The 26,693-nt window shown below is 65.4% G+C and carries 19 protein-coding genes and 2 pseudogenes; 12 read left to right on the top strand and 9 right to left on the bottom strand.

What is annotated here, in order from left to right; genetic code table 11:
- From AWB83_RS37480 to AWB83_RS34220, 4 genes and pseudogenes are all read left to right on the top strand, one after another.
- Window positions 1–136: pseudogene (locus tag AWB83_RS37480) on the top strand (IS110 family transposase); the annotation flags it as partial.
- Window positions 137–322: 186 nt separating this feature from the next.
- Window positions 323–799, top strand: a complete 477-nt coding sequence (locus AWB83_RS34230; RefSeq protein WP_087050033.1) for a nuclear transport factor 2 family protein — start codon at window positions 323–325, stop codon at window positions 797–799.
- Window positions 796–2,739 (top strand): amylo-alpha-1,6-glucosidase, encoded by a 1,944-nt coding sequence (locus AWB83_RS34225; protein ID WP_087050032.1) that lies wholly within the window; start codon window positions 796–798, stop codon window positions 2,737–2,739. The genes AWB83_RS34230 and AWB83_RS34225 overlap by 4 nt, the downstream gene beginning before the upstream one ends.
- Window positions 2,740–2,833: 94 nt before the next feature.
- A complete protein-coding gene (locus AWB83_RS34220; RefSeq protein ID WP_087050031.1) occupies window positions 2,834–5,572 on the top strand; it encodes an MGH1-like glycoside hydrolase domain-containing protein in 2,739 nt (912 codons plus the stop codon).
- Between the two features lie 480 nt (window positions 5,573–6,052).
- On the opposite strand, the gene AWB83_RS34215 is transcribed toward AWB83_RS34220, so the two are convergent.
- A complete protein-coding gene (locus tag AWB83_RS34215; protein ID WP_087050030.1) occupies window positions 6,053–8,362 on the bottom strand; it encodes an FdhF/YdeP family oxidoreductase in 2,310 nt (769 codons plus the stop codon).
- Between the two features lie 151 nt (window positions 8,363–8,513).
- On the opposite strand from AWB83_RS34215, the gene AWB83_RS34210 reads away from it, so the two are divergent.
- The 3 genes and pseudogenes from AWB83_RS34210 to pdxR all read left to right on the top strand — a co-directional run bounded on the left by AWB83_RS34210 (window position 8,514) and on the right by pdxR (window position 11,744).
- On the top strand, window positions 8,514–9,971 hold the full coding sequence (locus tag AWB83_RS34210) for an aminotransferase-like domain-containing protein (protein WP_087050029.1): 1,458 nt from the start codon (window positions 8,514–8,516) through the stop codon (window positions 9,969–9,971).
- Window positions 9,961–10,239, top strand: a complete 279-nt coding sequence (locus AWB83_RS34205; RefSeq protein WP_087050028.1) for a helix-turn-helix domain-containing protein — start codon at window positions 9,961–9,963, stop codon at window positions 10,237–10,239. Before AWB83_RS34210 ends, AWB83_RS34205 begins: the two co-directional genes overlap by 11 nt.
- A 55-nt stretch (window positions 10,240–10,294) precedes the next feature.
- Window positions 10,295–11,744, top strand: a pseudogene (pdxR, locus tag AWB83_RS34200) (MocR-like pyridoxine biosynthesis transcription factor PdxR).
- A gap of 72 nt (window positions 11,745–11,816) precedes the next feature.
- Here the strand turns inward: pdxR and AWB83_RS34195 are convergent.
- Together AWB83_RS34195 and AWB83_RS34190 are read right to left on the bottom strand one after the other, a co-directional pair.
- Entirely contained in the window at window positions 11,817–12,956 is a 1,140-nt protein-coding gene (locus AWB83_RS34195) for a TAXI family TRAP transporter solute-binding subunit (protein WP_087050027.1), read from the bottom strand.
- A 212-nt stretch (window positions 12,957–13,168) separates the two neighbouring features.
- The gene (locus AWB83_RS34190; protein WP_244197989.1) at window positions 13,169–14,893 is read right to left on the bottom strand and encodes a zinc ribbon domain-containing protein; all 1,725 of its coding nucleotides are present in this window, start codon (window positions 14,891–14,893) and stop codon (window positions 13,169–13,171) included.
- A 37-nt stretch (window positions 14,894–14,930) separates the two neighbouring features.
- Here AWB83_RS34190 and AWB83_RS37475 point away from each other — a divergent pair, with 37 nt between their 5' ends.
- On the top strand, window positions 14,931–15,110 hold the full coding sequence (locus AWB83_RS37475) for a hypothetical protein (protein WP_244197988.1): 180 nt from the start codon (window positions 14,931–14,933) through the stop codon (window positions 15,108–15,110).
- Window positions 15,111–15,755: 645 nt separating this feature from the next.
- Here the strand turns inward: AWB83_RS37475 and AWB83_RS34185 are convergent.
- Window positions 15,756–17,339 carry an aldehyde dehydrogenase (NADP(+)) gene (locus AWB83_RS34185; RefSeq protein WP_087050026.1) on the bottom strand — a complete coding sequence of 528 codons (1,584 nt, stop codon included), beginning with the start codon at window positions 17,337–17,339 and terminating at the stop codon, window positions 15,756–15,758.
- A 166-nt stretch (window positions 17,340–17,505) separates the two neighbouring features.
- Here AWB83_RS34185 and AWB83_RS34180 point away from each other — a divergent pair, with 166 nt between their 5' ends.
- On the top strand, window positions 17,506–18,441 hold the full coding sequence (locus AWB83_RS34180; protein ID WP_087050025.1) for a LysR family transcriptional regulator: 936 nt from the start codon (window positions 17,506–17,508) through the stop codon (window positions 18,439–18,441).
- Window positions 18,442–18,452: 11 nt separating this feature from the next.
- On the opposite strand, the gene tam is transcribed toward AWB83_RS34180, so the two are convergent.
- Window positions 18,453–19,232, bottom strand: coding sequence for a trans-aconitate 2-methyltransferase (gene tam, locus AWB83_RS34175; protein WP_087050024.1), 780 nt, complete (start codon window positions 19,230–19,232; stop codon window positions 18,453–18,455).
- A gap of 102 nt (window positions 19,233–19,334) precedes the next feature.
- Between tam and AWB83_RS34170 the strand changes: the two genes are divergently transcribed.
- Both AWB83_RS34170 and AWB83_RS34165 read left to right on the top strand, forming a co-directional pair.
- Window positions 19,335–20,252: a LysR family transcriptional regulator gene (locus AWB83_RS34170; RefSeq protein ID WP_087050023.1), complete on the top strand. Its 918-nt coding sequence runs from the start codon at window positions 19,335–19,337 to the stop codon at window positions 20,250–20,252.
- 221 nt (window positions 20,253–20,473) lie between these two features.
- On the top strand, window positions 20,474–21,709 hold the full coding sequence (locus tag AWB83_RS34165; RefSeq protein ID WP_087050022.1) for a sensor histidine kinase: 1,236 nt from the start codon (window positions 20,474–20,476) through the stop codon (window positions 21,707–21,709).
- A gap of 66 nt (window positions 21,710–21,775) precedes the next feature.
- Here the strand turns inward: AWB83_RS34165 and ahpF are convergent, their stop codons facing one another.
- Together ahpF and ahpC are read right to left on the bottom strand one after the other, a co-directional pair.
- Window positions 21,776–23,365 (bottom strand): alkyl hydroperoxide reductase subunit F, encoded by a 1,590-nt coding sequence (ahpF, locus tag AWB83_RS34160; protein ID WP_087050021.1) that lies wholly within the window; start codon window positions 23,363–23,365, stop codon window positions 21,776–21,778.
- A 156-nt stretch (window positions 23,366–23,521) separates the two neighbouring features.
- On the bottom strand, window positions 23,522–24,085 hold the full coding sequence (gene ahpC, locus AWB83_RS34155) for an alkyl hydroperoxide reductase subunit C (protein ID WP_087050020.1): 564 nt from the start codon (window positions 24,083–24,085) through the stop codon (window positions 23,522–23,524).
- 216 nt (window positions 24,086–24,301) lie between these two features.
- Here ahpC and AWB83_RS34150 point away from each other — a divergent pair, with 216 nt between their 5' ends.
- Window positions 24,302–24,736 (top strand): NAD(P)-binding domain-containing protein, encoded by a 435-nt coding sequence (locus tag AWB83_RS34150; RefSeq protein ID WP_244197987.1) that lies wholly within the window; start codon window positions 24,302–24,304, stop codon window positions 24,734–24,736.
- Window positions 24,737–24,980: 244 nt separating this feature from the next.
- Here AWB83_RS34150 and AWB83_RS34145 read toward each other — a convergent pair whose 3' ends face one another.
- Window positions 24,981–25,223: a helix-turn-helix domain-containing protein gene (locus AWB83_RS34145; RefSeq protein WP_244197986.1), complete on the bottom strand. Its 243-nt coding sequence runs from the start codon at window positions 25,221–25,223 to the stop codon at window positions 24,981–24,983.
- A gap of 538 nt (window positions 25,224–25,761) precedes the next feature.
- A protein-coding gene (locus tag AWB83_RS34140; protein ID WP_087050018.1) for an IS5 family transposase occupies window positions 25,762–26,573 on the bottom strand; the annotation gives its coding sequence in 2 pieces (ribosomal slippage) (window positions 25,762–26,225 and window positions 26,225–26,573; 813 coding nt in all).
- Window positions 26,574–26,693 lie beyond the last annotated feature (120 nt).

Raw genomic sequence — 26,693 nt, 5'->3', positions numbered from 1 at the left:
CAAGGCGTTTTGCGATCGGCTGCGTGCCAAAGGCAAGAAGACCAAGGTCGCCTTCGTCGCCGGCATGCGCAAGCTCCTCACCCAGCTCAACGCCATGATGCGCGATGCCACGCCCTGGAACCCACCCAAACCATGATTCCTTGTGCCTTTGCACTTGACCTTCAATACAGTTGCTTTCTTTGCAGCAGCAAAGAAAGTGACCCCCGCCCCGGGGAGGGGCAGTGCTAATAAACCACGAAGAAATCGGGATTTCACGAAAGCGCAAGCAAACAAACAAGCAAGCAAACGAACGAACGACAACAACGAGCAAACCGCGCCCCCAATGCCCAACCCCAACACCGCCCTGATAGAACGCTTCTACACCGCCTTCCAGAACCTCGATGCGGAATCGATGGCCGCCTGCTACGCCCCCGACATCCTGTTCCAGGACCCCGTCTTCGGCGTACTGCACGGCAAGGAAGCCGGCGACATGTGGCGCATGCTGCTCGGCCGCGCGACCGACTTCACGCTCACCTACGACAGCATCAAATCCATCGGCCAGGTCGCAAGCGCGAAAGCCGTCGCGCGCTATACGTATTCGGCAACCGGCAACACCGTCGTCAACGAGATCAATGCGCGCTTCGCCATCCGCGACGGCCTCATCGCCGAACACACCGACGTCTTCGATCTCTGGCGCTGGAGCCGTCAGGCATTCGGCATGAAAGGCTGGCTGTTCGGCTGGACCCCGCAGATGCAGCGCGCAATTCAGACGAAAGCACGCAAGGCGCTCAAGGAATACCGTCAGAAGGCCAGACCATGACGCGTATCGAACGCTCCGATCAGTCGCCGATCGACGACGCTCGCCTCGAAGACGAATGGCTCGAAGCCGACGCCTTCGGCGGCTTCGCGTCCGGCACGGTCGGCACGATGCGCACACGGCGCTATCAGGCGCTGCTGCTCGCCGCGACACAACCGCCCGCCGGACGCGTCGTGCTCGTGAACGGCGTCGAAGCGTGGCTCGACATGAACGGCCGGCGCATCCCCCTGACGATGCAGCACTACGCGCCCGACGTGCGCTATCCCGATGCATCCGCGAGCCTGCTGTCCTTCGATACCGAGCCCTGGCCGACCTGGCGCTTTCGCATCGGCGAGGAGGCGGTCGTCTTGGCCGAAGTATTCGTCGCCAAGGAAAGCCGCGAAACCGTCCTGCGCTGGCGTCTCGAAGACGCGGCCACGCCCGCGTTCGAAGCGGCGCGTCTGGAAGTGCGCCCGCTCGTGTCCGGACGCGACTATCACGCGCTGCATCACGAGAACCCGGCGTTTTCCTTCAACGCCACGCTCGACGGCGAACGCGTGCAATGGCAGCCCTACGGCGATCTGCCCGTCATCTGCGCGACTTCCAACGGCGCGTATGAGCACGCACCCGACTGGTATCGCAACTTCTGCTACGTGCGCGAACGTGAACGCGGTCTCGATTTCGTCGAGGATCTCGCGACGCCCGGCGTGTTCACCTTCGACCTCGCGCGCGCGGAAGCCGTGTTGATCCTGCACGCCCACGCGGGCCACGAAAAGCCGCTCGGGGAAAGCGCGTTCGCGCACGCGTCTCATGTGGCCTCGCGGGAAGCCGAGCGGCGCGCGGCATTCGGCTCGCGGCTCGCGCGCTCGGCCGATGCCTATGTCGTGAATCGCAACGTGGGGCGCACCATCATTGCGGGCTTTCCGTGGTTCACGGACTGGGGACGCGACACGTTCATCTCGATGCGCGGCCTCCTGCTCGCGTCGGGGCGGCATCAGGAAGCGGAGTCGATTCTGCTCGAATGGGCCGACACGATTTCCGAAGGCATGGTGCCGAACCGTTTTCCGGACAGCGGCGGCCTGCCGGAGTACAACGCCGTCGACGCCTCGCTGTGGTTCATCGTCGCGGTGCACGACTATCTGGCGACGGGCCACGCGCACGCCGCGACGACGACCCGCCTGCAACACGCCGCCGATGCGATCCTCGACGGCTATGCGCGCGGCACGCGCTTCGACATCGCCGCCGACGCGGACGGCCTGCTGCGCGCGGGCGTCCCCGGCGTGCAACTTACTTGGATGGACGCGAAAGCGGGCGACTGGGTCGTGACGCCGCGCATCGGCAAGCCGGTCGAGGTGCAGGCGCTGTGGATCAACGCGCTGTCCATCGCCTGCGCGTGGAGTCCGCGCTGGCAGGCCTTGCGCGATCGGGCGCGGCAAGCGTTCGCCGAGCGCTTCGTCGATCCGGATACGCGCACGCTCCACGATGTCGTCGATGCGGATCACGAGCCCGGCAAGCTCGATCGCGCCATGCGCCCGAATCAGATCTTCGCGGTCGGCGGCCTGCCGTTTTCGCTCGTCGATGGCGAGATCGCGCGGGCGGTCGTCGATCAGGTCGAAGCGCAGCTTCTGACGCCGCTCGGCCTGCGCACGCTCGCGCCATCCGATCCGGCGTACCGTCCGCGCTACGCGGGCGGCGTGCTGGAGCGCGACGGCGCGTATCACCAGGGCACCGTGTGGCCGTGGCTGATCGGTCCCTTCGTCGAGGCATGGGTGCGCGTGCACGGCACGGCAGGCGCGCGCGAGCGCTTTCTTGCGCCGTTGCATGCGCATCTCGATCGATACGGCCTCGATCACATCAGCGAAGTCGCCGACGGCGACGCGCCCCACACGCCCGGCGGCACGCCGTTCCAGGCGTGGTCGCTCGCGGAGCTGCTGCGCATCGAGAAACTGCTCGGCGCGGCCTGAGCGCCACCGGGCACGGTGCGCGCGTGAAGACGCCAAACGCGCTAAATTACGACTCTTGCCCGCTGATTTGCGCGCCGCAAACGAGGAGACGTCCATGCCGAAATCGCGCCCCGTCAATCAGATCGATACCGTCGAGGGCTCACGGCTCCATTCGACCGATTGCCCGATCTGGCAGCGCTGGGGGCCCTATCTGAGCGAGCGCCAATGGGGCACGGTGCGCGAGGATTACAGCGAATTCGGCACCGCGTGGGAATACTTCCCGCACGATCATGCGCGCAGCCGCGCGTATCGATGGGGCGAGGACGGCCTCGCGGGCTTCGGCGACGACAAGCTCAACTGGTGCATCTCGCTCGCGCTCTGGAACGGCGCCGACCCGATCCTCAAGGAGCGCCTCTTCGGTCTGACGAACGAGGAGGGCAATCACGGCGAGGACGTGAAGGAGTTGTACTTCTACCTCGACGGCACGCCGACGCATTCCTACATGCGCATGCTGTACAAGTATCCGCATGCGGCATTTCCATACTCCGATCTCGTCGACGAAAACGCGCGGCGCGGCGCCGACGTGCCCGAGTACGAAGTGCTCGACACCGGCGTGTTCGACGACGAGCGCTACTTCGACGTGCTGGTGGAATACGCGAAGCACACGCCCGACGATATCCTGATGCGCGTCACGATCGAGAATCGCGGCCAGGTGGCCGCCGCGCTCGACGTGCTGCCGCAGATCTGGGCGCGCAACACGTGGTCGTGGAAGCCGACGCCCGTCAAGCCGTCGCTGAAAGTGGCGACGGTCGAGGGCCAAGGCACTTACGTGCTCGCGCAACAGGGCGGCCACGAGCCGATGGTCGTCACCGCGTGGACGCCGGACGCCGATGGCGTCGATTGGATCTTCTGCGAGAACGAGACCAACGTCAAACGGCTCTTTCGCATGGAGGGCGAGGGGCCGTTCAAGGACGGCTTCAACGATTACATCCTGTATGGCGACGAAGACGCGATCCGCCGGGACGCCGGCACGCGCGCCGCGGCGCATGCGCATCTGGAGCTCGAGGCGCACGGCAAGGCCGTCGTGTACATGCGCTGGCGGCCGGAATCCGCGCCGGACGCCGTGCCGCTCGATGCCGATGCGCTCTTCGCGCGCCGCCTCGCGGAAGCGGACGAATACTACGGCGCGCTGCAGCACGGCATCGCCGACGCCGATCAGCGGCTCGTCCAGCGTCAGGCGCTCGCGGGCATGCTGTGGTCGAAGCAGTACTACCAGTTCGACGTCACGCGCTGGCTCGACGGCGATCCGCTCCAGCCCAAGCCGCCGAAGCAGCGGCGCTTCGGACGCAACGCCGACTGGCGGCATCTGTGCAATGCGGACATCGTGTCGATGCCGGACAAGTGGGAATATCCGTGGTACGCATCATGGGATCTCGCGTTCCATGCCGCGGCCTTCGCGCTGATCGACCCGGAGTTCGCCAAGCGCCAGTTGCTGCTGCTCGTGAAGGACCGCTATCAGCATCCGAACGGGCAACTGCCCGCCTACGAATGGGCGTTCGGCGACGCCAACCCGCCCGTGCACGCGTGGGCGACGTGGCGCGTCTACGAGATCGATCGCGCGATCACCGGCCGCGGCGACCGCGATTTCCTGGAGCTCGTGTTCCACAAGCTGCTGCTCAACTTCTCGTGGTGGGTCAACCGCAAGGACGCGGATGACCGCAACATCTTCCAGGGCGGCTTTCTCGGGCTGGACAACGTCGGCATCTTCGATCGTTCGTCGCCGCTGCCCACGGGCGGGCACATCGATCAGGCCGACGGCACCGCGTGGATGGCCGCGTACGCGCTCGACCTGATGCGCATCGCGCTGGAGCTCGCGTATGCGAACAAGGTATTCATCGACATCGCGGTGAAATTCTTCGAGCACTTCCTGTATATCGCGGAAGCGGTGAGCTGCGAGGACAACTGCGAGACTGGCCTGTGGGACAGCGAGGACGAATTCTTCTACGACAAGCTGCGCCTGCCGGACGGATCGAGCGTGCCGATGCGCATCCGCTCGATCGTCGGGCTGATTCCGCTCTTCGCCGTGCAGGTGCTGGAGCCGCGCGTGCATCGCTCCTTGCCGGGCCTGCGCGACCGGCTGCACTGGTTCCTCGAGCATCGCCCGGACCTGTCGCGGCTCGTGTCGCGCTGGAACATCGCGGGGCAGGGCAACAGCGTGCTGCTCTCGCTCTTGCGCGGGCATCGCATGAAGGCGCTGCTCAGGCGCATGCTCGACGAAACCGAGTTCCTCTCCGATCACGGCGTGCGCGCGCTCTCGCGCGTGCATCTCGACAATCCGTTCGTCTTCTATCACAACAGCGAGAGCTTCAGCATCCAGTATCTGCCGGGCGAGTCGAACTCGCGCGTGTTCGGCGGCAATTCGAACTGGCGCGGGCCGGTGTGGATGCCTGTCAACTTTCTGCTGATCGAATCGATCCGCGAATTCCATCGCTATTACGGCGACGATTTCCGCGTCGAATATCCGACCGGTTCCGGGCAGACTTTCTCGCTCGCGCAGATCGCCGACGAGCTCGCGCGCCGCGTGACGACGCTCTTTCTGCTCGACAGGAGCGGCGAGCGGCCCGTGATGGCCGCGTATCCGCTGCTGCAGGCCGATCCCCGCTCGCGCGACCTGATTCTCTATCACGAGTACTTCCACGGCGACAACGGGCGCGGCGTCGGCGCATCGCATCAGACGGGCTGGAGCGGGCTCGTCGCACTGCTGCTGCAGCCGCATGCGACGGGGCCGTCCGGCGTGGTTCCGCTCGCGGGCGAAGCCGACGCGGAGATTCAGGAGTTCGCCGGGGCCAAGTAGCGGCGCAGGCCGCGTTCGCGGCTTGTGGTCAGCCTTTTGCAGAAAAATCAATGACTCGATGCCGAACCTGTTGTTCGGAATAGTCTGATATCGAAGGGTTCTCCCACTGCGTAAGTTTGCGCAAAGGCAAACGCATGGAAAGTCGGGAGAACAGAATGAATCACGCCATCGGCGCTTATTCCCTGAGTGGCTATCAGCAGCGCATGGGAGCCTGGAGCCGGGTTCGCATCGAGCACGAGCATTGCCCGCCGTTCGCGTGGGTCTTGCTGGTGTTCGCCGCCGCCATGCTGGGCGGCGCCTGGTTTAGCGACCGGTTCGACAGCATCGCCGCCGGCGGGATCGCCTGGGTGGCGATTCTCGCGCTGCTGGGCGCGTTCGTCGATCGCCGTTTCAGCGGCGCGGACGCGCTCGAGCGCCGTATTCGCCGGCGGCAGAAGGCGCGTCAGGCCGTGCTCGGCCGCGCGTGGTCCGGCACGGCGGTCAGGCCGTGGTCCGATCGGCAGACGTCAGCAGCACGGGGATGGATTTCGACGTCGGCGTGCCCGCGCCATCCGCTACCGAAGACAACGGCACGAGCGGGTTCGTCTCCGGATAGTACGCACCGAGACAGCCGCGCGGAATGTCGTACTCGACGAGCTTGAAACCGTTCACGCGGCGCTCGACTCCGTCGTCCCACACGCTCGTGATATCCACGAACTCGCCCGGCTCGAAGCCGAGCATGTCGATGTCCTCGCGATTCGCGAACAGCACGTGGCGCTGGCCGTACACGCCGCGATAGCGGTCGTCGAGACCGTAGATGGTCGTGTTGTACTGATCGTGCGAACGCGTCGTCATGAGCGTCATCAGGCGCTCTCCGTGACGCGCGCGGGCGCGATGGATCGGCGTATCGCGCGCGATTTCGTGCACGATGAACTGCGCCTTGCCGCTCGGCGTTTTCCACACACGGTCGCGCGCGGCCACGCCAAGATGGAAGCCGCCCGGATGCTTCAGGCGCTCGTTGTAGCGCTCGAAGCCGTCGATCACCTTCTCGATGCCGTCGCGGATCAGCGAATAATCGTTCGCGTGCGCGAGCCAGTCGACTTTCGATGAGCCGAGCGTCGCCTGCGCCATGCGCGCGACGATCGCCACCTCGGAAAGCAGATTCGGCGACGCCGGCTTGTTCATGCCGTACGAGATGTGCACCATGCTCATCGAATCCTCGACGCTCACGCCTTGCGGCACGCCGTTCTGCAGGTCGATCTCGGTGCGGCCGAGCGTCGGCAGAATGAGCGCGTCGCGGCCGTGCACGAGATGGCTGCGGTTGAGCTTGGTCGTGATGTGCACGGTCAGGTCGCACGCGCGCATCGCTTCCCAGGTGCGCGGCGTGTCGGGCGTCGCAATCGAGAAGTTCCCGCCCAGGCCGATGAACACCTTCACGCGGCCTTCCAGCATCGCATGGATGGTCTCGACGACGTCGTAGCCGTGCTCCCGCGGCGGCTCGAAATCGTACGCCGCGCCGAGCCTGTCGAGAAACGCCTGCGTCGGCTTTTCCTCGATGCCCACCGTGCGGTCGCCCTGCACGTTCGAATGGCCGCGCACCGGGCATAGCCCCGCGCCGCGCCGGCCGATATTGCCGCGCATCATCATCAGGTTCGATAGAAGCTGGATCGTCGGCACGGAGTTCTTGTGCTGCGTGAGGCCCATGCCCCACGTCGCGATGACGGCGCGGCCGTTCGCGTAAATGTCGGCGAGCTTGAGCAAGTCGTCCATTTCCACGCCCGATTCCGCGACGATCGCATCCCAGCTTTCGGCGCGCAGGTCGTCGGCGAAGGCGTCGAAGCCGACCGTATGCTCCGCGATGAAGTCGACATCGAGCACGCGTTCGCCGCCGTTCGCGCGCGCTTCATCGTCGAGTTCGATCACGCGCTTCGCCACGCCCTTGATGAGCGCGAAGTCGCCCCCGACTTTCGGGCGGATGAACACCGAGCTGATCTTCACGCCTTTCGGCGACAGCATGTCGAACGTGTGCTGCGGGCTCGCGAAGCGTTCGAGTCCGCGCTCCTTCAGCGGATTGATCGATACGATGGTCGCGCCGCGCTTCGCGCAGTCGCGCAGCTCGCCGAGCATGCGCGGATGGTTCGTCGCCGGATTCTGGCCGAACAGCAGGAGCGTGTCGGCGTGCTCGAAATCGTCGAGCGTGACGGTGCCCTTGCCGATGCCGACGGTATGCGGCAAGCCGCGGCTCGTCGCTTCGTGGCACATGTTCGAGCAGTCGGGGAAGTTGTTGGTGCCGACCATGCGCACGAACAGCTGATACAGAAACGCGGCTTCGTTGCTCGCGCGGCCGGACGTGTAGAACGCCGCGCGGTTCGGATCGTCGAGCTTCTTCAGATGCGAGGCGATCAGCTCGAACGCCGCGTCCCATTCGATCGGCACGTAGCGGTCGCGCTTCGCGTCGTAGACGAGCGGATCGGTGAGCCGCCCGTGCTGCTCCAGTTCGTAATCCGACTGCTCCATCAGCGAGGACACCGTGTGCTCCTCGAAGAAGGCGGGCGTGACGCGCTTGCTCGTCGCCTCGGCGGCGACGGCCTTCACGCCGTTCTCGCAGAACTCGAACGTCGAGGCGTGCTCGCGGTCCGGCCACGCGCAGCCCGGGCAGTCGAAGCCGTCGGGTTGGTTTTGCTTGAAGAGCGTCCGGTAGTTCCCGCCCGCCACCTTCTCCTTGACGAGATTGATCGCGACCTGCTTCAGCGCGCCCCAGCCCGCGGCGGGATGCGTATAAGGTTCGATGCGAGGTTCCGGCTTCTTCATGGCGTTCGATTTCGATGGAGCGTGCAATGACACGCAGCGTACTGTGTTCCGAAACGGACGCGGCGCACAGAAAAAGCGAAATCGGAGGGATACAGTTGCGACGTTTTGACATAGACTGCAACCGACGTCCCGAGGAAAAGGAAAGCGCCCCTTGAAGCTGTACGAGAAGCTCGCCGATGAAATCGAAGAAGCCGTGCGCCGCGGCGTGTTCGCACCGGGCGAGAAGATCGCGTCCGTGCGGCAGGCAAGCCAGCGCTACGACTTGAGCATCAAGACGGTGCTGCACGCGTACGCGATCCTGGAAAGCCGCGGCATTCTGGAGACGCGCCCGCAATCCGGCTATTTCGTGCGCGCGAAGCCGCAGGCCGGCGCGACGCGCAGTCAGCCGAAGCGCGTGATCGCAACCGCGTCGGAAGTCGACGTGAGCCGGCTCGTGCTCTCGACCTTGCGCAGCATCCGCGCGCACGACGCCGTGCCGTTCGGCTCGCCCTATCCCGATCCCGGGCCGTTCCCGTGGCGGCGCATCAACCAGTACGCCAACGCGATCGCGCGGCGGCACTCGAGCTGGAATCTCATCGACGACCTGCCGCCGGGCAATCCGGAGCTGATCCGCCAGATCGCGCGGCGCTATGCGGAGAACGGCGTGCCGGTCGACCCGGAGGAGATCGTGATCACCGTCGGCGCGACCGAGGCGATCAACCTGAGCCTGCAGGCGGTCGCGAGGCCCGGCGACACGGTTGCGGTCGAATCGCCGACTTACTATGCGATGCTGCACGCGATCGAGCGTCTCGGCATGCGCGCGATCGAGGTGCCGACGCATCCGGCCGACGGCATCGACATCGGGGCGCTGGCGCAGATCATAGCGAGGCGGAAGATCGCCGCATGCATGGTGATGCCGAACTTCCAGAATCCGCTCGGCTTTCAGATGCCGGACGAGCGCAAGCGCCAGCTCGTCGCGCTCCTCTCCGCACACGACATACCGGTCATCGAGAACGACGTCTATCACGAGCTCTACTACGGCGATGCGCGCCCCTCGACGCTCAAGAACTTCGACACGAAGGGGCTCGTGCTGCATTGTGCGTCGTTCTCGAAGAGCCTGACGGCGTCGTACCGCATCGGCTGGGCCATGCCGGGGCGCTTTCGCGCGCAGGTCGAGAAGCTCAAGTTCCTCAACACGCTGACGACGCCCTCCGTGCCGCAAGTCGCCATTGCCGATTATCTGCGGCAGGACGGCTACGACCGGCATCTGCGGCGCGTGCGCAAGCTGTATCGGCAGCAGGCGCGCATCATGAGCGCAATGGTCGAGCGCTTCTTTCCGGCGGGCACGCGGACGTCCGCGCCGCAAGGCGGCTACGTGCTGTGGGTCGAGCTGCCGGAGCGGGTCGATTCGATGCGGCTCTATCGCGCCGCACTGGAATGCGGCATCACGGTCGGGCCGGGCTACATGTTCTCGACGCGCAACGTCTTCAGCCACTACATCCGGCTCAATTACAGCTATCCGTGGACGGCGGCGAGCGAGGCTGCGTTGCAGCGGCTGGGCGAGCTCGTCGGCGAGATCGGCGCGCGAGCGGGCAGGGCAGGAACAGGGGAGAACGCACATGAGCGATGACATCGATCCGGCGCTCGTCGCCGTGCTGGCGCAGCTCTGGCGCGCGCGCGAGGAGACGCCGGGGCGCGCCTGGTCGCTCGCCAGGCTGGCGAAGCAGTCCGGCTTGCCGATGAGCGCGCTCAGGCGGCAGTTGACGGGGCTTGTGGAAGGCGGCCTCGTCGAGATGCGGATGAGCGAGGAGGGGACGGGGAGCGCGTGGTTGACGTCGGAGGGGGTGACGCTTTGTCAGGCGGTGTTCGGACAAGGCTCAACTGGCCATGCGGAATGAACCGGAGCGCCCATGCTAAGGTAACCACTCGAGGCCCATATCCGCGTGTGACACCTTGGACATCCACATCACCCTGCACGGCCGCCGCGACCTGACCGGCCAGATCTATGCGCAACTGCGCGCGGGCATCATCGAAGGGCGCCTGGCCGCCAACGCGCGCCTGCCGTCCACGCGCGATCTCGCCGTGCAGCTCGGCGTCTCACGCAAGACCGCGCTCGATGTCTTCGAGCGCCTCATCGCGGAAGGCTTCTTGCGCACGCGCGCGGGCGACGGCACCTTCGTCGCCGACGGGCTCGCGCGGCTGCCCTCCGTGCGTCCCGAACCGGTTTCGGCGCGCGCCCGCGCGACCGGCATATGGCGCAGGATGCCCGAGCGCATGACCATGCCGATGCCCCCCGCTCACGAAACGCTCGACTGCGACTTCAAAGGCGGCGCGACCGACAAGACGCTCTTTCCCTACGACGCCTGGCGTCGCTGCCTCAATCAGGCGCTGCGCATGCAGGCGCGCACGGGCGGCGGCATGGCGAGCTATCGCGATCCGGGCGGCGAGCAGGAGTTGCGGCTCGGCATCGCGCGCTATCTCGCCTTCAGCCGCGCGGTCGTGTGCAACTGGCAGGATGTGCTGGTCACGCAGGGCGCGCAGCAGGCGCTCGATCTGCTCGCGCGCGTCGTGATTCAGCCCGGCGATGTCGTCGCGGTCGAGGAGCCGGGCTATCCGCCCGCGCGCGCGCTTTTCGCGGCGCTCGGCGCGCGCATCGCGCAGGTCCCGGTGGACGGCGAGGGCATCATCGTGAAGAAGCTGCCGCGGAACACGCGGCTCGTCTACGTGACGCCGTCGCACCAGTTCCCGCTCGGCATGCCGATGAGTCTCGACCGGCGCGTCGGGTTGCTCGAATGGGCCGCGAAGCGCGGCGCGGTGATCGTCGAGGACGACTACGACGGCGAATTCCGCTTCGAGGGACGGCCGGTGGAATCGCTGAAGAGTCTCGACCGCGCGGGACTCGTCGCGTATGTCGGCACGTTCTCGAAGACGCTCTTTCCCGACCTGCGCCTGGGCTACGTGGTGCCGCCCGCGACGCTGTCGGAACCGCTCCGGAATGCGAAGCAGGTCTGCGACTGGCACAGTTGCATGCTCACGCAGACGGCGCTCGGCGCGTTCATGCTCAACGGCGAATACGCGAAGCATCTGCGTCGCATGCACAAGTGGTACGCCGAGCGCCGCGCGGTATTGATCGCGCGCTTGACGGGCGATCTGGCGCCGTGGTTCGAGCCGCTGCCCGCAACGGCCGGCATCCATCTGGTCGCGCGGCTCGCCGCGCCTTGGCGGGAGGATGACGTAGTCGCGGCGGCGCGCGGTGTCGGTCGGGATCTACGGCATTCGCGGGTTCTATGCAGGCCAGCCGATGCAGCAAGGCGTGCTGCTCGGCTATGGCGGCACGAACGTCGCGGCGATCGAGCGCGGCATGACGCGGCTCGCGGCGCTCATGCCGAAGCTGCGCGCCTAGCGCTGGATCGGCGGCTGCCCTGTCGAACGAAAGGGTTTGCCGCCGGCTTTTTCTTCAAGTGAGCGCGCCGCCTCACTGATCGCACAACAGCAGCAGCTTCTCCTGCGCCGTGCAGCTCGCCTTCTTCACCTTCTGCTCGGACGCTTCCTGTTGACGCGCCGACACGTGCCGCGCCGGATTTTGCGACTGCTCCGCGGCCGCCGTGCGCTGCGCGATGCACGCGCGCAAGTGCTTCTCCATCGGCGGGTAGTACTTCCAGCCGCGCGTGAGCGGCGGCAGTTCGAGATGCACCTGCTTCCACTTCGGATGGCCGTTGGCCTGCAGCGTGTCGAAATTCGCGCACAGCGAATCGGCGAACTTCGACAGCGCGCCGACCGTGCCGCGCAGGCCGTAGTCGTAGGTCACGAGGAACGCCTTCACGGTGAGCGTCGGCGTGTCTTCCTGAATCCAGTTCGGATAGCTCGAGGTACGGATCGTCGCCGGGAAGTAGGTCTGCTTCGCGCGCGCGGTTTCGGGCGCGCTCGAATCGAGACGCAGGAGCTTGATCTGTTTCAGCAGTTCCGGATTCATGTCCTGGAAGAGCTTCGCCGGCTGCCCCGCGACGATCACCGCCACGTCGATCTTGCCGACGATCAGCCGCGCGAGCGAATCCTCGTTGTTGAGATGCTGCTCGTTCGCATCGGCGATCGGCTCGCCGAACATCAGCCGATAAAGCGTCTCCGCCGACTGCGCCGTGCCGCTGCCGATCGGCCCCACGCTGATGTTCTTGCCCTTGATCTCGTGGATGTATTTCATCGGCGAGTCCGAGCGCGCGACGAAATAGATCTCCTCGTCATACAGCGGCATGATGAGCCGCAGCGGCTTGATGATCTTGCCGGCATCCGCGTTGCCCGAGGTCGCCATGTCCATGTAGGCCTGATACACGTCCGACTGCACCAGCGCGAACTTCACGCCGGGCTCGTAGCGCATGCGCTGCACGTTTTCCGCCGATCCCTTCGACGGCAGCACTTCCAGGTCGATGCCCGCCGGCTCGGCCACATACTTCGACAGATCCTGGCCGATCTGGATATACGTGCCGCGTTCCTGGCCCGTGGTGATCTTGTAGGGGATCGGATCGGCGGCGAAGCTCGATCCCGCGCCGGCGAGCCCGGCGACGGCGAGGAGCGCCAGCGTGCCCCGTGCGGCATTGCGCATGCATTTCGTGATGAACATGATTGACCCTTTATCGGAGTTGGACGGGTGCTCTGAAACTCGCGCGCTGCGTACGCGGGGGTACGTATCGCGCGCAATCCGGTCATGCCCGGTCACTCACATGCGGCTCAACGCGGTTCGCGTGACGTGTGCTTGCCGTGCGTCGTTGTTGTCTCTCTTCGTGGTTCTTGTATTCGCTTTTGTATTCGTTCTTGCATGCGCGCCGTGCCGCTTTATCGCGACGGCTTCTGTGGCGCGTCGCCGCTGCTCCAGCCGTACTGCTTGATGGCGCGTTCGAGTTCTTCCGACTTGTCGGAGTCGATATGCGAACCGGCCGGCGTGTTGGCGAACTGCGGCGAAGCGGCCGTGCTCGTGACCGGCTGCGCGGCGCGAGTCGATGCGTTCGATTGTGTGGACGGCTCGCCCAGGAGCGGGGGAACGCGCGGCGTGACGACAGTCGCGACGGGCTGCGCGCTGGCCGCGGGCGGACGGGGCACGGCGTGCATGGTCGCGGCCGACGGCTGGAGCGAACCGCCCTGACTCGTCGGTTGCGGCGGACGCGGCACGGTGGAGCGCGGGGCGGGAGCGGGCGCGGCGGGCTGCGGCGGATCCTCGCCAAGATAGTACGGGGCGCGCGGAGCGCCCGTTCGGGCAGCGGGAGCGGCCGGCTGCGCGGGTTCTTCGCCGATGTAGTAGGGCGCGTGTGGATTGGCCGCGGCGGCAGGCTGCGACTCTTCCTCGCCGATATAGTGCGGCTGCGGCGCGCGTGCCGCCGGGGCCTGCGTGGTGGGCGCCGGATTGGCCTTGGCCACGGATTGGGGCGGCGCAGGCGGCGTGGCGGATTGCGTGGCGGATTGCGGCGGCGTCCTCGTCGTGGCGACGATGGGCGGCAGGATCGTCGTGGCGGTGATCGCGTTGGTCGCCGCCTGGCCGCGTGCGATCTTCTCCGCGCGCGAGTCCTGGGCGGCTTCGGCGCGTGCTTCTTCCGCAGACTGGTGCGCGGCGGCACTGCGTTGGGCCGTGCGCCTGTCGGCGGGCCTCTGGGTGATGACGTTCGGTCTGGCGGCCGGCGCGACGTTCGCCTGAGCGGGAGCGGTTGTCGTGCTCCTCGCGGCGGGAGTGTTGGGCGTCGCCGCGGCGGTTGCGGGCGCGGGCGACGGAACCTTCTTCGCCAGCGCCGCCGATGCCGAAGGCGCGAGCCAGCCCGCGTGCGAGATCACGCGCTCCAGCATCGCCTGCGATTCGACGTTGCTGCCGTCCAGCGCGAGTGCTTCGCCCGCGTTCTGCTGCACGCATGCCCACGCGGAAGTCCGTTCGCAGGCGCGCGCCAGTTGCAGTGCGGCGTCGCGCTGCAGCTCACGCTTCACGAGCTCGTCCTTCAGGGATTCGTACTCCACGCGCGCCTGCTGTTGCGCGGAAAGCGCCTTGAGCCGCGCCCGGGCGCCGCCGAGATCGTGCTGATCGAGCGCGGCGCGCACGCCTTGCAGGGCATCGCCCGGAGCGAGCGTGCGCACATCGGCCTGCTTGCGCCGCTCCGCGATGGCCGGCGCGGCGGGCGCTTCGGTCCCTCCGCGCACGAGCGGACCGATCTTCGAATCGATCACACCGGAAACGCTGTGATCGGCGGACGGCGTGCTCTCGCTGTCGGAATCGCCGAGCTGAAGATAGAACGCGGCGCCGGCGAGCAGCACCAGCCCGCACGCGCTCGCGATGATGGTTTTCTTCCTGTTCCAGCGGTCGGAGCCGGGCAGGGCGTCGGCGTCATCGCCGGAATCGGCGTAGGCGTTGCGGGCGTGCGCCTCCGCGCGCCTCGCGCGATACTCCGCGGCCTTTTCCGCGATGCGCTCGCTCGCGCGCTTCGCGTCCCAGCCCGGCCAACTGGGGCGCATGGTCGGCTCGGCGCGCTCGCCGTCACCCATCGATGCGGCGGCGGAGGCCGAAGCCGTCTGCTCGAACATGGGGGCGCGCGGCTTCGCTTCTCCGGACTCGCGCTTCGTGCCGAACGCGGCGTTTCGATCGGCGCCGCAATTAGGGCAACTGTCGGCGTTTTTGCGCATCGTGCTGCCGCACCGCTGGCAGACGACGGAGAACATGGATGCGGGAAACGTCAGACGCGTGGTCATGCTGGAGCCCTCGAAGGACATGTGCGAAAACGTGGCCGCCAATGCGCGCTGACTCGTCGCGCCTCGAACATCGGGACAAAAGCCCGCGGCAACAATCCTTCGTATTGTTTCCCGGCGTGAAATGCACGCCGGTGGGAAACGACAATCCGAATATGGTTCAACCACCTTCAGACGTCAATTGCCTTTCGCACCAATCGCGGGCCGCCGAAAGTTAAGCGACTACATCATTGCAACTCGCCTGCCTCGTATCGCGCCTGATCGAAACGTCCGGCGCGTGGCCCTGATATGGTGTGAAAGCGTCGGATCGGTGCGTGTGCGGCGCCGGATCAGGCTTCGCGCGGAGTGCCTCGCTCTCTCTCGCTCACTGTGTGTTTCTGACATTTTGGGATGCCGCCGGCGGTGTTGAACCGCCAATCCTTAGCCGTTAAACGACAAGGGGGCGTGGCTGGCGGATAAACCACTGATGCCAAAACGATTCGCGCGTGTGATGGATGGCGCGACGCTGCTGCCTGTTGTTGCGTGGACGCGCCAGTCGTGTAAACACGGATTGGTCGGACCGCTTGCGCCGCGCGGAAATTTGATCGGGATCCCGAAGCATCGCCCGGAAAGCGCACCTTCCGCGTTCGAATGACCCGCAAAAACGACACGGGCCACGACGCGAGATTCGCGCCGCGGCCCGTGTCGGTCAGGCGAGTCTTTACTTCGCCAGCTGCAGCTTGCCGTCGATGCGGCGGTTCAGGCCGAGCGGATTGTCGGTCTTGAGCGCGTCGGGCAGGAGCGCGTCGGGCAGATCCTGATAGCTCACGGGGCGCAGGAAGCGGTTGATCGCGAGGCTGCCGACCGAGGTCGAGCGGCCATCCGCCGTCGACGGGTACGGGCCGCCGTGAACCATCGCGTGACCGACTTCCACGCCCGTGCCGAAGCCGTTCACCAGGATGCGGCCGGTACGGCGCTCGAGCGCGGGCAGGAAGCTGCGCGCGTCGGCGTGATCGGCTTCGTCGATGTGCAGCGCCGAGGTCAGCTGGCCTTCCAGCGATTCGATCAGCTCGCGCATGGTCGCGAGGTCCGGGCAGCGCACGACGAGCGACGACGCGCCGAAGATCTCTTCCTGCAGCTCGTGGCTCTTGCGGAACGCCTCGGCGGTGGTGACGAACAGCGCCGACTGCCCCTGGTTCTCACCCTTCGCTTCGACGCCGCGCGCGGCGGTCGCCACGTCGGCTTGCCCGGCGGCGCGCGCCACGGCGCTCTGATAGGTCTTGCAGATGCCCGGCGTGAGCATCGTCTGCGCGGCGGTCTCGGCGAGCGCCGCCGATGCCGCCTCGATGAACTTGTCGAGGTCGGGACCGTCGACGGCGAGCACGAGGCCGGGGTTCGTGCAGAACTGGCCCGCGCCCAGGACGAGCGACTGCACGAACGCCTTCGCGATGCCTTCGGCGCGGTTCTTCAACGCGCTCGGGAACAGCAGAACCGGGTTGATGCTGCTCATTTCCGCGTAGACGGGGATCGGTTCGGGGCGCGCGGCGGCGAGCTTCATCAGCGCCGTGCCGCCGCCGCGCGAGCCCGTGAAGCCCGCCGCCTTGATGCGGTTGTCCTTCACGAGACCCTGGCCGACGTCGCGGCCGCTGTCGAACAGCAGCGAGAACGTGCCTTCGGGCATGCCGCAGTCCTTCACGGCCTTCTGCACCGCGCGGCCGACGAGCTCCGCCGTGCCCGGATGCGCCGAGTGCGCCTTGACGATCACCGGGCAGCCGGCGGCGAGCGCCGAAGCCGTGTCGCCGCCCGCAACCGAGAACGCGAGCGGGAAGTTGCTCGCGCCGAAAACGGCCACCGGCCCCACGCCGATGTGGCGCAGGCGCAGATCGACGCGCGGCAGCGGCTTGCGCTCGGGCTGCGCGGGATCGATGCGCACGCCGAGGAAGTCGCCGTTGCGGACCACGTCCGCGAACATGCGCAACTGGCCGACCGTGCGGCCGCGCTCGCCTTCTAGCCGCGCGCGCGGCAGGCCGCTTTCGATCATGCAACGCTCGATCAGGTCGTCGCCCACATCGAGGATGTTCTGCGCGATCGTTTCGAGGAACGTCGCGCGCGCCTCGGGCGCGGTCTCGCGATAGATGTCGAACGCGGCCCATGCGAGCGCGCACGCGCGGTCGAGATCGGCGAGCGTCGCGCCGCCGAAAGCCGGTTCGATGGCCGCGCCGGTCGACGCATTGACGGCCTTGATCGAGCCGTTCGAGCCGAAGACCGATTCCTGGCCGATGAGCAGATTGCCTGTGAGTTGCATGATGTCTCGTCCTTGCTTGGAGTGATTCGTAGCGGTCAGTTGTACGATGACCGTCGCCTTGCGCCGACTATACGGCCTCGCGCGTGCCGCTGTATAGTGAAACCTTTCCATCGCTTGATCGCTTTTTGGAATCACCCCCTGTCGCATGTTCCCCAGCAGTGCCCGCATGAAGAACACGCTCGATGTCCTGATGTCGCGGCTGCGCATGAAGCAGCTGCAGTTGCTGATCGCGCTCGACGATCACAAATCCCTGCACAAGGCGTCGAGCGCGATGGCGATGACGCAATCCGCCGCCAGCAAGGCGCTCGCCGAGCTGGAATCGATGCTGGAGGCGCCGCTTTTCGAGCGCGCGAAGAGCGGGCTGATCCCGAACCCGTTCGGCCGCTGCGTAGTGCGCTACGCGCGCGTGCTCGCCGCCGACCTGAGCTCGCTGTGCCAGGAAGTCGCGCAGATCCGCGCGGGCACGGGCGGGCGGCTGACGGTCGGCACGATCATGGGCGCGGTGCCGGGCGTCGTCGCGCCGATCGTCAACGAGATGCACGCGAAGCATCCTGATCTCGCGATCGAGATCGTCGAGGATACGAGCGCGCGCATGCTGCCGATGCTCGACGACGGCCGCGTCGATCTCGTGATCGGGCGGTCGAGCGTGTCGGATCAGCCGTCGAAATATCACTATCAGCCGCTGACGGACGAGCCGCTGTGCATCGTCGTCGGTCATGGTCACGAGCGCACGGGCGCGCGCGAGGTTGGTTTCGCGGATCTCGCGCGTTACCGCTGGGTCACGTATCCGAGCTATCTGCCGATGAGCGCGCTGCTCGAGCGCGAACTCGATCTCGCCGGCCTGCCGATGCCGGCCAACCCGATCTCGACCGCCTCGCCGCTCATGACGGTGACGCTTCTTCAGCAGAGCGCCGAACTCGTGTCGATCCTGCCGGCGAGCGTCGCGCAGGTGTTCGAGCGCCACGGCATGCTGCGCATCCTGCCGGTGCGGATGAAGTCGAAGTCGCAGACCTTCGGCATCGTCACGCGCAAGGGCGGCGCGCTGTCACCCGCCGCGCGGCAGTTCGCGCAGATGCTGCGCGAACGGAGCCGCCCGCACTGACGCGAAGCGGCTCAGCGCGTCGCGACGATGAAAATGCGCGGAAAGGGCAGAAGCACCGTGCCGTCTCCGAGCACCGTGTACGCGCTTTTCAGGCCGGCGCGATAGCGCTCGAGGAACGCGGGCGTTTCCTGTGCGTCGAGCCTCGCGAGGAACGGCCTGAGCCCCGTGCCCTTGAACCATTCGATGATCGCGTCGATGCCGCCTTCGAGCGGGTGATGGTAGGTGGTCCGCCACACGTCGACGCGCGCGCATTGCGGCTTGAGCAGCGAGTAATACCACTCCGCGCGATATCGCGCGGTGCGCTCGGCGCCCTTCAGCTTGTCGCGCCACGGACCGTCGGCGGCGGCCTCGCGCATCAGGCGATGCGCGGGCTCGTCGAGGTTGTCGGGCATCTGCACCGCGAGCCGGCCGCCTTCCGCGAGCTTCGCGACGAGACCCGGAAACAGCGTCTCGTGATCGGGCACCCACTGCAGCGAAGCGTTGGCGAGAATCAGGTCGTACGGGCCTTCCGCCTTCCACGCGGAGATATCGGCCAGTTCGAATTCGATCCGCGGCAGGCGCTTTCTGGCCGCGGCGATCATGTCGCCGGAATTGTCCACGCCCAGGACACTGGCATCCGGCGCATAGGCGAGCAGCGTTTCGGTCGAGTTGCCCGGGCCGCAGCCGAGATCCACCGCCGTGCGCGCGGTCGCGGCCTGCGCCGCGTTCAGCAGATCGCGCACGGGGCGCGTGCGCTCCTCTTCGAACAGCGTGTATTGCCGGGCTTGCCAGTCGGCCGATGATGTCGTCATGTCGGGCTCCCATCGATGTCGTGTGGTTGGACAGGCGCGATTCTGGACTCGGGCGAGCGTGGCGTAAAATGAATTTATGCTGCGGATTATTTGATTTTTCTTATGAAAATCGACACGCTCGGTGTGCAGGCCTTCGTCGCCATCGCCGATCAGGGAAGCTTCAGGGGCGCGGCCGAGCGCCTCCACGTCACGCAGACGGCGATCACCCAGCGCCTGCAGAAGCTCGAGGATTTTCTCGGCGTGCCGCTGATCGAGCGCACCACCCGGTCGATGAATCTCACCGAAACGGGCCGCACTTTTCTGCCGCAAGCAAGGCGTCTGCTCGCCGAACTGTCCGCCGCGCTGGTGGAGATTCGCGAGACGGGCATGGCGCAGCGCGGTGACGTGTCGATCGCCTGTGTGCCGACCGTCGGCGTGCAGTATCTGCCGCGCGTCCTGCAGGCCTATTCCGCGCGTCATCCCCACAACCGCATCCGGATTCTCGATCACGCGTCTTCCGCGGTGGCGCAGGCGGTGCTCCATCGTGAAGTGGAATTCGGCATCAAGATCGCCGGGGAGCATCATCCGGAACTGCATGCGGCGCCGCTCATAGAGGACAGCTACGTGCTCGTCTGCCGCCGCGATCATCCGCTCGCGGGGCGCAGGCGCATCGCGTGGCGCGCGCTTTCGGACTATCCGCTCATCCTTGCGGGCGACGTGAGCGGCAACCGGTCGCTGATCGACGCCGCGCTGGAAGGCAGCGGCATCGAACTGCACTCTTTCTACGAAGTGCAGCGGAGTTCCACGGCGCTCGGGCTGGTGGCGCAGGGCGTCGGAGCGGCGGTGGTGCCGGGGCTCGCGATTCAGAAGGACGCGTATCCGTCCGTGCGCGCGATCGAACTGGTCGAGCCAACGGTCAAGCGGGCGCTGGTGCTCGTGACGCGCAAGACGGCATCGCTGTCGCCGGCCGCACAGGCGCTCTACGACATGCTGCTCGGACAGGCCGCCGGCGATCGGGCCGAGCAGCCGCGCTCGCGATGAAGCCGGGGCAGCGAATACCGAATCCGGCGTGTGCCCACCGCGTCTGAAAAAGTGCCGGAAAGTGCAAGAGAAAACTCGGATTTGCGACTTGCGCGCAAGCATCGGCCTATACTGGCGGTGCATTCGCGGGCGGGCCGGGGCGTCATCGAGCGTTGCGTTCGATTGCATGCCACGATCACCATACGCGCCGTCGTCCGGCGCCCTCAGTCGGGAATTCGGAGATGAGCGACACGTCAGTCGGCGGCTCGGACGGTCTGGTGGCCGCGCTGCGCGAGCAACAGCAGGCGCTCACCGAGCGATGGATGAAGCTCGTGTTCGGCGACCAGGAAGTCGAGCACTCCGATCAACTCACCTATCGGCAGCTCGCGGATCATCTGCCGGCCATCTTCGACGAAATCTGCATCGTGCTGGAGTCGCACAACGTGCGCAACCAGGAAGGCGCGATCGAGCGCAATGCGCGCCAGCATGGGCAGTGGCGCTGGAAGCAGGGTTATCGCATCGACGAACTGGTGCGCGAGCTCGATCTGTTTCGCCAGGTGCTGCTTCTGGCGATCGGCGAATACGCGGGCGCTCACCCCGGTTTTTCCCGCGCGGACGAAGAGCGCGCGCGCCTCATGACCGACGAGGTGGTGAGCTTCGTCACGCTCGCGTCGATCCGCGAGGCGGTCGGCGAGCGCGATCGCAAGATCGACGAATACACCGGCATGCTGGAGCGCGCGAACTACGAGTTGACGCTGCGGCAGAAGCTCATCAGCGATCTCTACGAGACGCGCATGCAGATCACGCGGCGCGTCGCACACGACCTGCGCAATTTCCTCAACGTCTTCTCGACGGCGCTGCAGCTCGCCTCGCGCTCGCCCACCAAGCGCGATACGGCGCTCGGGCTCGCCAACCGGCAGGTCGCCGACATGGCGACGCTCGTCGACGAAATGGTCGAATACTCGAAAGTGCTCGGCGACGATTCGTTGCTGACCGTCGAGCCATTCGATCCCGTCGGCCTCTTCGACGAACTGATGCAGGCGTGCCGCGTTTCGACCGAGGCGAAGGGGCTGAAGCTCGTCGGTCATCTGGATCCTTCGCTCGGTCCGGTGACGTCGAACCGGCTGAAGGTGAAGCAGGTCGCGCTGAATCTGCTGTCGAACGCGATCAAGTACACGTCGTCGGGGGAGATCCTGTTTTCGATCGCCGCGGCGCCCGGCGAACGTTGGAAGCTGCTCGTCGCCGACACGGGCGTGGGCATCGGCACGGCGGACCAGGAGCGCGTGTTCGAGGAGTTCGAGCGCGCCGCCTCCGCCGACATCCCCGGCGCGGGGCTCGGGCTCGCGATCGTCAAGGAACTGTCGCGCACGCTGAAGGGCGAGTTGCGCTTCGAGTCGACGAAAGGGCGCGGCAGCATGTTCGAGGTGACGTTTCCGCTCGTGCTGGAGCCGAAGACGGCGGGCGACGCGACGGAGTGAGGGCAACAAAAAAGGCGAACGGGTCGCCCCGTTCGCCTCCGGCCATCATGACCTCAGGCTAGCCGCTCACGCCGCCACTTCTTCTTCTTCGGCCACTACATCGTCTTCCACCGACGCGCGGATCAGATGATCGAACGCGGAGAGCGATGCCTTCGCCCCTTCGCCGACCGCGATCACGATCTGCTTGTACGGCACCGTGGTCACGTCGCCGGCGGCGAATACGCCGGGTACCGAGGTCGCGCCCTTTGCATCGACGACGATCTCGCCGTGCTTCGACAACTCGACCGTACCCTTGAGCCACTCGGTGTTCGGCACGAGACCGATCTGCACGAACACGCCTTCCAGCTCGAGGCGGTGGCTTTCGCCCGTCGCGCGGTCCGTGTAGGCGAGACCGTTGACCTTCTTGCCGTCGCCGGAGATTTCGGTTGTCTGCGCCTGCGTGACGACGGTCACGTTCGGCAGGCTCTTCAGCTTCTTCTGCAGCACCGCGTCGGCGCGCAGCTCGTTGCCGAACTCGATGAGCGTCACCGCCGAGACGATGCCCGCCAGGTCGATGGCCGCTTCCACGCCCGAATTGCCGCCGCCGATCACCGCGACGCGCTTGCCCTTGAAGAGCGGGCCGTCGCAGTGCGGGCAGTACGCCACGCCGCGGCCGCGATACTCGCGCTCGCCCGGCACGTTGATTTCGCGCCAGCGCGCGCCGGTCGAGAGAATCACGGTTTTGGCTTTCAGCATCGCGCCGCTCGCGAGATGAATCTCGTTCACGCGGCCCGGCACGAGCTTCTCGGCGCGCTGCACATCCATCACGTCGACTTCATGGCTCTTGACGTGCTGCTCCAGCGCGGTCGCGAACTTCGGTCCTTCGGTTTCCTGCACGGAGATGAAGTTCTCGATCGCCATCGTGTCGAGCACCTGGCCGCCGAAGCGCTCCGCGACCACGCCCGTCGCAATGCCCTTGCGCGCCGCGTAGATCGCCGCCGCCGCGCCGGCCGGGCCGCCGCCGACGATCAGCACGTCGAACACCGGCTTTCTTTCCAATTCCTTCGCCGCGCGTTCGGCCGAGCCCGTGTCGAGCTTCGCGAGGATCTCCTTCACGCCGCTGCGGCCCGAGCCGAAGCTTTCGCCGTTGAGGAACATCGTCGGCACGGCCATCACCTGGCGCGCCTCGACTTCCTGCTGAAACAGCGCGCCGTCGATCGCGACGTGCTTGATGCGCGGATTGATGAGCGCCATCATGTTCAGCGCCTGCACGACTTCCGGGCAGTTCTGGCACGACAGCGAGAAGTACGTCTCGAATGCGTAATCGCCTTCGAGATTGCGGATCTGCTCGATGGTGGCGTCGTCGAGCTTCATCGGGTGGCCGCCGGTTTGCAGCAGCGCCAGCACGAGCGACGTGAATTCGTGGCCCATCGGAATGCCGGCGAACTGAATGCCCGCGGGCTTGCCCGGCTCGCCGATGGTGAACGACGGACGGCGCGCGCCCGCGTCCTCTTTCTCGACGACGCTGATCCGCGTGGACAGCGAGGCGATGTCGTCGAGCAGGCCTTTCAGCTCGCGCGACTTGTCGCCGTCGTCGAGGAAGGCGACGAGTTCGATCGGCCGGGTGAGCTTTTCCAGATACGCTTTCAACTGATTCTTGAGATTGGCGTCGAGCATGGCGATGTCCGTTCCTTGACTGGGGTATACGGACGCGTTGCGCCGCGACGCTGCGGAAATCGCAGCGCCGGACGAACGCGTTTTTTTCTGGGGTGAACCTGCCGCTGAACTGCGGCAGGTCCGATGCGACTCGTAGAGAGCGCAGACAGCAGCGACTTAGATCTTGCCGATCAGGTCGAGCGACGGGGTCAGCGTTTCAGCGCCCGGCGTCCACTTGGCGGGGCACACCTGACCCGGGTTCTTGGCGATGTACTGCGCAGCCTGAACCTTGCGGAGCAGTTCGCCCGCGTCACGGCCGATGCCGTTGTCGTGGATTTCGCACAGCTTGATCTCGCCTTCCGGGTTGATCACGAACGTGCCGCGCAGCGCCAGGCCTTCTTCCTCGATCAGCACGTCGAAGTTGCGCGAGATCGCGAGCGTCGGGTCGGCGAGCATCGGATACTTGATCTTCTTGATCGTGTCCGACGTGTCGTGCCATGCCTTGTGCGTGAAGTGCGTGTCGGTCGAGACCGAATAGATTTCCACGCCGAGCTTCTTGAACTCTTCGTAGCGGTCAGCCAGGTCGCCCAGTTCGGTCGGGCACACGAAAGTGAAGTCGGCCGGGTAGAACACGAACACCGACCACTTGCCCTTCAGGCTTTCATCGGTGACGGTCGTGAAATCGCCGTTGTGGTAGGCGGTTGCTTTGAACGGCTTGACTTGGCTGTTGATGATGGGCATTACCAGGTTCCTTTTGGAGTGGTGTTGAAGAAGTAAGTGAACTATACAGGAAAACTATCGTAATTGCGAATTGGATTGATTTTATTGTGGAGATAGGTCAGGGCTATTGACCTGATACTTCGCGTTTTCCCGCGTGAGGCATCGTGCTTGCATGCGTGCCGTCGGTTTCCTTCGCGGGAGGTGGCGGCTTACACCTTCATTTCAACAGGAGGCAGTATGAAAATCGGAATAATCGGAGCCGGGAATATCGGTTCCGTGCTGGCATTGCGGTTCGGCGAAAACGGGCACGAGGTGCGCATCGCCAATTCGCGCGGACCGGCGTCGCTTGCCGACGTCGCGCGGGAGACGGGCGCGACGGCCGTCGAGGCGCGCGAAGCGGTAAAGGACGCGGATGTTGTCGTCGTCACGATTCCCGAGGCAAAAGTGCCGAATCTGCCGAAGGACCTGTTCGCGGGCGTGCCGGCGAGCGTCGTCGTGATCGATACCGGCAACTACTATCCGCAGCAGCGCGACGGGCGCATCGAGGGCATCGAGAAGGGCACGCCCGAGAGCCGCTGGGTCGAGCAGCAGATCGGCCGGCCGGTCGTGAAGGCGTTCAACAACAATTATCTATACGCAGTAACGTTATCGCGAGCTAGGTACATGATTTGAAGAGTGTTTTTTTCGTAACAAACCTGGGCGATCCTACAACTCGCCCGTAGATTCGCAGCTCAGTGGTCCATTAAATCTCGTCGTACAACATTATTTCTTGCCTTTTCATCGACTCCGCCCGTTGGGCAGGCGCCACGAGTGAATTCGAAAACCAGCCAATCCGAGGACTCCACGGACAAGGCTCTTGGTGATGCTCACTCTACGGTGTGCGACCGCCTAACGCGGGGGCGGCAGAGACAGGGCGCTACCCTTCCTGCGGCGCTGAGCGGTCCCTCGTCCCGTGACCAAACTGCTTTTCGGAGCAGGTAAATAATTGAGCCACACTGATGTCGAATGCCCTTGCAAGCCTGTCGATGTTATCGATCGACACGTTTCTGCCTTCGCGTTCGACGTGCGCGACAAACGATCGGTCCAGCTGACTTTCTGCAGCGAGCATCTCTTGCGACCAGCCGCGCGCGGCACGAAGCTTCCGAAGGTTCTCGGCCAAGATTGTTCGAGCAGAAATATGGGGACGCTGAGAGTGGAGATGCCGCATCCCCAAGATATTCCGAATTCACACCTTTCCCGTCCGTAGCTTTTGAGTCACAACTTGCGCGCGCCCTTGGGTTCGCGCCGTCGGCGTTGAGCACGAAGCGACGACGTTCCCTGTCGCCGGCAAAGGCGCCCGCAGCAGCGCAACCCGGTAATCAAAGCTTTTGCGAAGCCGTACCACGCACTGAGTCTCGTCGGTTGGATTCACGATGGCACTTGTTTTCTTGTATTTCCTCAACCTGACAACTGCGACGAACATGTGGTACCTGTCGGCTGGTTCGCTAGCGATACTGGCAGCCTCCTTAGCCTTTGTCGCGAGCTAGACGCATCGAAATTGCTTGCTCACGTACTGCGCAAGAAGGGAAACACTCTCTATGTGACGAAGGTGACGCGCATCCTTCGCGAGAAGGGTAAACCAGCGGATCGATTTTGGCTCTGGTATGAAACCGAGGACGAGCTTGTCGCACCATCGGTGCTTGCTGCCCTTACAGGCCTTAACACAATGAGTTCTTCAATCTTCGCCAACAGATGATGCAGCGGGCGATTTTCATGAAGGCTTCGTGGATGAAAGCGAGCCGTTCGAAGCGGATGCGTAGCCGGCGAAAGTTGTGAAGCCACGAAATGGTTCGCTCCACGACCCAGCGTGTTTTACCCAATCCGCTGCCGTGCGGCTGAGCGCGCCGGGCAATTTCTGTGGCAATGCCTGCTGCATGCAACGGACGTCGATATTTGTCGTGGTCGTAGCCCCTGTCGCCTTGAACGACCCAAGGCTTCGATAGTGGTCTGCCACGCTTGCCGCTGATGGGCGGGATAGCCTCGACCAGAGGATGGAGTTGGGTGACGTCGTGACGATTGGCGCCAGTGAGTATCACCGCGAGCGGGATACCCTGCGCTTCGGTGATGAGGTGGTGCTTTGAACCGGGTCGCGCGCGGTCCGTGGGATTCGGTCCTGTTTTTGACCCGCGCCCACAGCACGGATTGAAGAGGAATCGACAATGACGCGAGACCAGTCGATTTGGTCGGCAGCGCGTAACCGCGCAAGGAGCACCTGGTGCAGCTGGTCCCAGACGCCGGCCTCCTGCCAGTCACGCAAGCGGCGCCAACAACTCATGCCGCTGCCACAGCCCATCTCGCGAGGAAGCAGGTCCCAACGCAGGCCCGTCTGCAAGATGAAGAGGATGCCTGTCAGCACTGCACGATTGTCGAGCGGCTTGCGCCCTGGGTAACGGTGGCGCCGAAGTTTCGGAGGGGGCAGCAACGGTTCGATGAGTGCCCAGAGTTCGTCGTCGAGTATAGGTTTTGCCATGGCCCTTTCGTCGTCGAAACAATGAACACGTTAAGGAACCTCCGCAAAACACCTGCTTATAGTGACGGTAAGCGGTACTATTAGAAAACGAACGACCTGGAGGCATCACGATGACGCAAC

Origin of the sequence: Caballeronia ptereochthonis (assembly GCF_001545075.1) — a bacterium.
Taxonomy (GTDB): Bacteria; Pseudomonadota; Gammaproteobacteria; order Burkholderiales; family Burkholderiaceae; genus Caballeronia; species Caballeronia ptereochthonis.
Note: the sequence above shows the minus strand (reverse complement) of the source record. Positions and strands in the feature narration are given on the sequence as shown.

Bases quoted from the DNA above. Each gene is read 5' to 3' on its own strand.
- AWB83_RS34230 (WP_087050033.1), top strand. From the start codon at position 323: ATGCCCAACCCCAACACCGCCCTGATAGAACGCTTCTACACCGCCTTC.
- AWB83_RS34225 (WP_087050032.1), top strand. From the start codon at position 796: ATGACGCGTATCGAACGCTCCGATCAGTCGCCGATCGACGACGCTCGC.
- AWB83_RS34220 (WP_087050031.1), top strand. From the start codon at position 2,834: ATGCCGAAATCGCGCCCCGTCAATCAGATCGATACCGTCGAGGGCTCA.
- AWB83_RS34215 (WP_087050030.1), bottom strand. From the start codon at position 8,362: ATGAAGAAGCCGGAACCTCGCATCGAACCTTATACGCATCCCGCCGCG.
- AWB83_RS34205 (WP_087050028.1), top strand. From the start codon at position 9,961: ATGAGCGATGACATCGATCCGGCGCTCGTCGCCGTGCTGGCGCAGCTC.
- AWB83_RS34195 (WP_087050027.1), bottom strand. From the start codon at position 12,956: ATGTTCATCACGAAATGCATGCGCAATGCCGCACGGGGCACGCTGGCG.
- AWB83_RS34190 (WP_244197989.1), bottom strand. From the start codon at position 14,893: ATGTTCGAGCAGACGGCTTCGGCCTCCGCCGCCGCATCGATGGGTGAC.
- AWB83_RS34185 (WP_087050026.1), bottom strand. From the start codon at position 17,339: ATGCAACTCACAGGCAATCTGCTCATCGGCCAGGAATCGGTCTTCGGC.
- AWB83_RS34180 (WP_087050025.1), top strand. From the start codon at position 17,506: ATGAAGAACACGCTCGATGTCCTGATGTCGCGGCTGCGCATGAAGCAG.
- tam (WP_087050024.1), bottom strand. From the start codon at position 19,232: ATGACGACATCATCGGCCGACTGGCAAGCCCGGCAATACACGCTGTTC.
- AWB83_RS34170 (WP_087050023.1), top strand. From the start codon at position 19,335: ATGAAAATCGACACGCTCGGTGTGCAGGCCTTCGTCGCCATCGCCGAT.
- AWB83_RS34165 (WP_087050022.1), top strand. From the start codon at position 20,474: ATGAGCGACACGTCAGTCGGCGGCTCGGACGGTCTGGTGGCCGCGCTG.
- ahpF (WP_087050021.1), bottom strand. From the start codon at position 23,365: ATGCTCGACGCCAATCTCAAGAATCAGTTGAAAGCGTATCTGGAAAAG.
- ahpC (WP_087050020.1), bottom strand. From the start codon at position 24,085: ATGCCCATCATCAACAGCCAAGTCAAGCCGTTCAAAGCAACCGCCTAC.
- AWB83_RS34150 (WP_244197987.1), top strand. From the start codon at position 24,302: ATGAAAATCGGAATAATCGGAGCCGGGAATATCGGTTCCGTGCTGGCA.